Genomic DNA, 3,813 nt, shown 5'->3' with positions numbered 1-3,813 from the left:
ACATACGAAAATAGTGCTCCGCTCTCCCGATCCTCGCCCCGCATCGCGCCCTCCATGATCGCAAACCAAACGCCATAGAGAATCACGACCAAAAGACTTCGGCGAGCCCTTTTTCAGCAGCCTGCTAGATCGGATCATGTTTTGACGGAACCATTTCGTGGTTGCGCCAAAACATGTGAATCCAATCGCCATCAAACAGTTAGAGCAGATTCACCCGGTCGCCAGATATCCCAGGGGATCGCCTCCGGCGATTCCATCCCGCTCCCCTCCCGGCCACCCCCAAATATCCCTGGGCCAGTATCCTATGGGTGGCCGGGAGGGGGAGCGGGCCAGTGCCGTCTAAATCGAAAAGACTCTAGAACGAAGCCATCAAGTTCTCTCGTCACCCCGGACTTGATCCGGGGTCCATAGCGGGGCCGGGCTTGGTATACGCCGGGAAAGATCGCGCGAAGGGAAAGATGGATCCCGGATCAGGTCCGGGATGACGAAGAAAGATCCAACCTGTTCCGGGCCGGTGCCGTCAAACTGTGAAAGACTCTAGGGTGCCGCCTGATCGGTGACCACGAACTGGGTGCCGAACCAGCGCCAGCGGCCGTCGTCGGCGCGCAGGGTGCAGTTGATTCGTGCCCGGCCGGCCGGCAGCGGGCCGGCGAGCCTCAGTTCGACCCGGTTGTCGAAGCGCGTCAGGACCGGTTCGCCGTCCTTGGCAAAGCAGTTGAGATTGTTCAGGTCTTCGATCGGACCGGCCACGGTGAAGCCGAAGCTCGGCGGGTTCTGTGCGACCGAACGCAGGAAGGGGTCCGACGGTGTGACTTCGCGCACTGGCAGCGGCAGGGTGTTGGCGACGAGACGAAAGCGGTCCATGTCGCCGTAAGCCTCGTTGATCGGAAAGCGCGGCAGGGACAGGCGGTCGGTCAGCCCGCCGATGGCGCCGGAGTGCTGTCCGAAGGCGGCGGAAAACCCGGCGGCCTGTACGGTTGTGCGCAGCTCTGCGGAGATCTCGCCATAGGGATAGGCGAAGATTTCCGGTGCGGCGCCAAGTTCGGCAAACAGCCGGATGGCGGCCTTGTCGATATTGGCGCGCTGTTCTTTCGGGGTGAGCCTGGCCATGTGGTCGTGGCGATGGCCGTGGTTGCCAACGCTGACGCCACCGCCGGCAATCATTTCGCGTAGCTGGTCCCAGGAGAGATAGCCGGGAAGGCCGCGGTCAAGCGGTTCACTGGAAATGAAAACGGTGAAGGGCAGGTTGCGCGCCCGCAGGCGCGGCCAGGCTTCGGTATAAACCGAAAGGGCGCCGTCATCGATGGTGATTGCCAGGGCCCGGTCCGGCAGGGCCCGGCCCTGCTCCAGCGCATCGACGATCTCGCTAAGCGGCAGGACCTTGTAGCCGCCGCCGGCCAGCTCATCGAGGTGTGCTTCGAACTGGGCCAGACGCACATTGGTTGACGGCAGGCTGTCCTCGCCGAAGCGATGGTACATCAAGATCACGGCGCCACCGGTCGCGACGCTCTGCGCGGCGCTCTGCAGCGGGGTCGCTTCCTGCGCCCGGGCCGCCCCCGAAGGCGTCAGCCCCTGAAATCCAAGGGCTGCGCTCAACGCCACGGTCAGGATGCGGCGTCGTGTTGCGGCAGAGAGACTTTTGCGGCTGGCAGACCTGTCAGTGCCTGAACCAGCGCCCTTGTTGGCAACCACCTCGGCAACCATGTCAGCTTCCTCCGTCGATCCCCGGGCAAGGCCCGTCGTCCTGCGGCTGTAAAACCGCGCCTGCTTTCGCAGGGCGGTGCTGGGGTCTTTTGCCGGACTTGGCTTGGTCTCCGGACTTGCCCAGCACACGTCCAGAGGCCAAGGTAGGCCCGCTGGCCCCGGCTATGGGCGAGGGTGGCGGCTGGAGCTTAAGAAAGGGATAAGCCGTGAGTGAAATCTTGAGCGATGCGGGCCTGGATCAGATTTTTCGCGATGCGAGAACTCATTCCGTCTGGCAGGACACCGGCGTCAGCGATGTCCTTCTGGAGGCGATCTACGACCTCGCCAAGATGGGCCCGACCAGCGCCAACTGCAGCCCGATGCGGGTCTTGTTCCTGCGCAGCAAGGAGGCCAAGGAGCGCCTGCGCCCGGCGCTGGACGCCGGCAACGTGGACAAGACTATGGCCGCCCCGGCAACCGCGATTCTGGCCTACGACATGGAATTCTATGAGAAACTGCCGGCGCTTTTTCCCCACGCCGATGCGCGGTCCTGGTTTGCCGGCAAGCCCAAGGCGATCGAACAGACGGCGCAGCGCAACGGCAGCCTGCAGGGTGCTTACTTCATCATCGCCGCCCGCGCCCTGGGCTTGGACTGCGGGCCGATGTCGGGCTTCAACCGCACCAAGGTCGATGAAGTGTTCTTCGCCGATACACCCTGGCGCTCGAACTTTCTCTGCAACCTGGGTCACGGTGACCCGGAGAAACTCCACCCCCGCTCGCCGCGCCTGGATTTCGATGAAGCCTGCCGCCTGCTGTAGAGCAGGCGCCCTACAGAGGAACCCCGATTGCCCCCGGTCACGCCATCAGCGGGCATGGGGCGGCGGCGTCGTGCAGCAGTGGATAGTTCAGCGGATCGAAAAGTTGATAGTGCCACCATTCATAGCGGTTCCAGTCCCAACCGGCGGCGGTCATGAGCCCAAGCAGAATGGCGCGGTTGCGCTGCACATCGGCGGAAAGGTCGCGGCGTCCGTGATGCGCCTGCGCGCGGAAATCGTCGAAGGGGGTCCCCATGTCCAGCGCCGCGCCGCCCGGCCCGTCGATCAGGGTGAGGTCGACGGCGACGCCGCGGGAGTGGTTGGAGCCGCGCCTGGGATCGGCGATGAACTCAGGGTCGGGGTAAGCCTGCCAGAGCTGCCACTGCGCCTCGACCGGCCGGTAGGCGTCGAAAACCCGAAACCGCAGGCCAAGGGCGGCGGCCAGTTCGATGGCCCGCTGCAGCGCCTCGGCCGCGCGGGGGTGCAACTGCGCTTCGGCCCGGCGATAGATCGGCTTGCCGGTGATGTTGTCGCTGGTGGCGTAGGCCAGGTTGATCTCGACATCGAACTCAGGCGCGGCGATGGGAATCAGGGTCATGATGGTCGTGGGTTCCGGCGGGCCGCGGCGGCGGCGGGATTGCTTGGTGACGGCCCTGTTAGCATGAAGCGGCAACGCTCCGATAGGGGCGGGAGCGCTTGATGACGGCTTCCGGGAATCCGGCCATATTGGCGATGGACGCTGCGGGCGGAGCCTGCTCGGTGGCGCTCTGGGCGTCCGGCGGCCTGGTGGCGCGGCGTTTCTCCGCCATGGCCCGTGGCCAGTCCGAACGGCTGGTGCCGATGATCGCCGAGGTCGTGGCCGAGTGGGGCGGTTCCTTTGAAACCCTCGACGCCCTTGCCGTCACCACCGGGCCCGGCGGTTTCACCGGGGTACGGATCGGCCTGGCGACCGCCCGCGGCCTTGCCCTGGCGCGCCGGCTGCCGCTGCTTGGGATTTCGTCTTTCGAGGTGTCGGCGGCGGCTTCGACAGCGGCGGAACGCGAGGGGAGGAAGGTCGCGGCCATGATTGATTCGAAACGCAGCGATGTCTTCCTGCAGTGCTTCGACGCGGCGTTGCGCCCGCTCGGTCCCCCCGGGGAGGTCGCCCGGGCCAGACTTGCGGATGCCGTGCCGGCCGGCCCCTTGTTGCTGACCGGCGATGCGGCCGCGTCCGGCCTTGCCGGACTTCGGGCTGTTGGCCGTGGCGGTGCGGCGGTTGCCGCCGCCGCGGGGGCCGCCGACGCCGCCGTGCTGGCGGCGCGGGCGGCGCTGCGCC

The 3,813-nt window shown here is 66.0% G+C and carries 4 protein-coding genes; 2 read left to right on the top strand and 2 right to left on the bottom strand.

What is annotated here, in order from left to right:
• Window positions 1-537: 537 nt before the first annotated feature.
• Window positions 538-1,704: a polysaccharide deacetylase family protein gene (locus HBA54_RS28560; protein WP_167232124.1), complete on the bottom strand. Its 1,167-nt coding sequence runs from the start codon at window positions 1,702-1,704 to the stop codon at window positions 538-540.
• Between the two features lie 206 nt (window positions 1,705-1,910).
• Here HBA54_RS28560 and HBA54_RS28555 point away from each other — a divergent pair, with 206 nt between their 5' ends.
• A complete protein-coding gene (locus HBA54_RS28555; protein ID WP_167232121.1) occupies window positions 1,911-2,501 on the top strand; it encodes a malonic semialdehyde reductase in 591 nt (196 codons plus the stop codon).
• A 37-nt stretch (window positions 2,502-2,538) separates the two neighbouring features.
• Here HBA54_RS28555 and ddpX read toward each other — a convergent pair whose 3' ends face one another.
• Window positions 2,539-3,096: a D-alanyl-D-alanine dipeptidase gene (ddpX, locus tag HBA54_RS28550; RefSeq protein WP_167232118.1), complete on the bottom strand. Its 558-nt coding sequence runs from the start codon at window positions 3,094-3,096 to the stop codon at window positions 2,539-2,541.
• 101 nt (window positions 3,097-3,197) lie between these two features.
• Here ddpX and tsaB point away from each other — a divergent pair.
• The coding region (gene tsaB / locus HBA54_RS28545; protein WP_167232115.1) for a tRNA (adenosine(37)-N6)-threonylcarbamoyltransferase complex dimerization subunit type 1 TsaB at window positions 3,198-3,813 on the top strand (616 nt) is incomplete at its 3' end.

It is taken from the genome of Pelagibius litoralis, from assembly GCF_011683915.1.
Lineage (GTDB): Bacteria > Pseudomonadota > Alphaproteobacteria > Kiloniellales > Kiloniellaceae > Pelagibius > Pelagibius litoralis.
The sequence above is the reverse complement of the archived record's forward strand: the minus strand, read 5'-3'. Positions and strand labels throughout refer to the sequence as shown.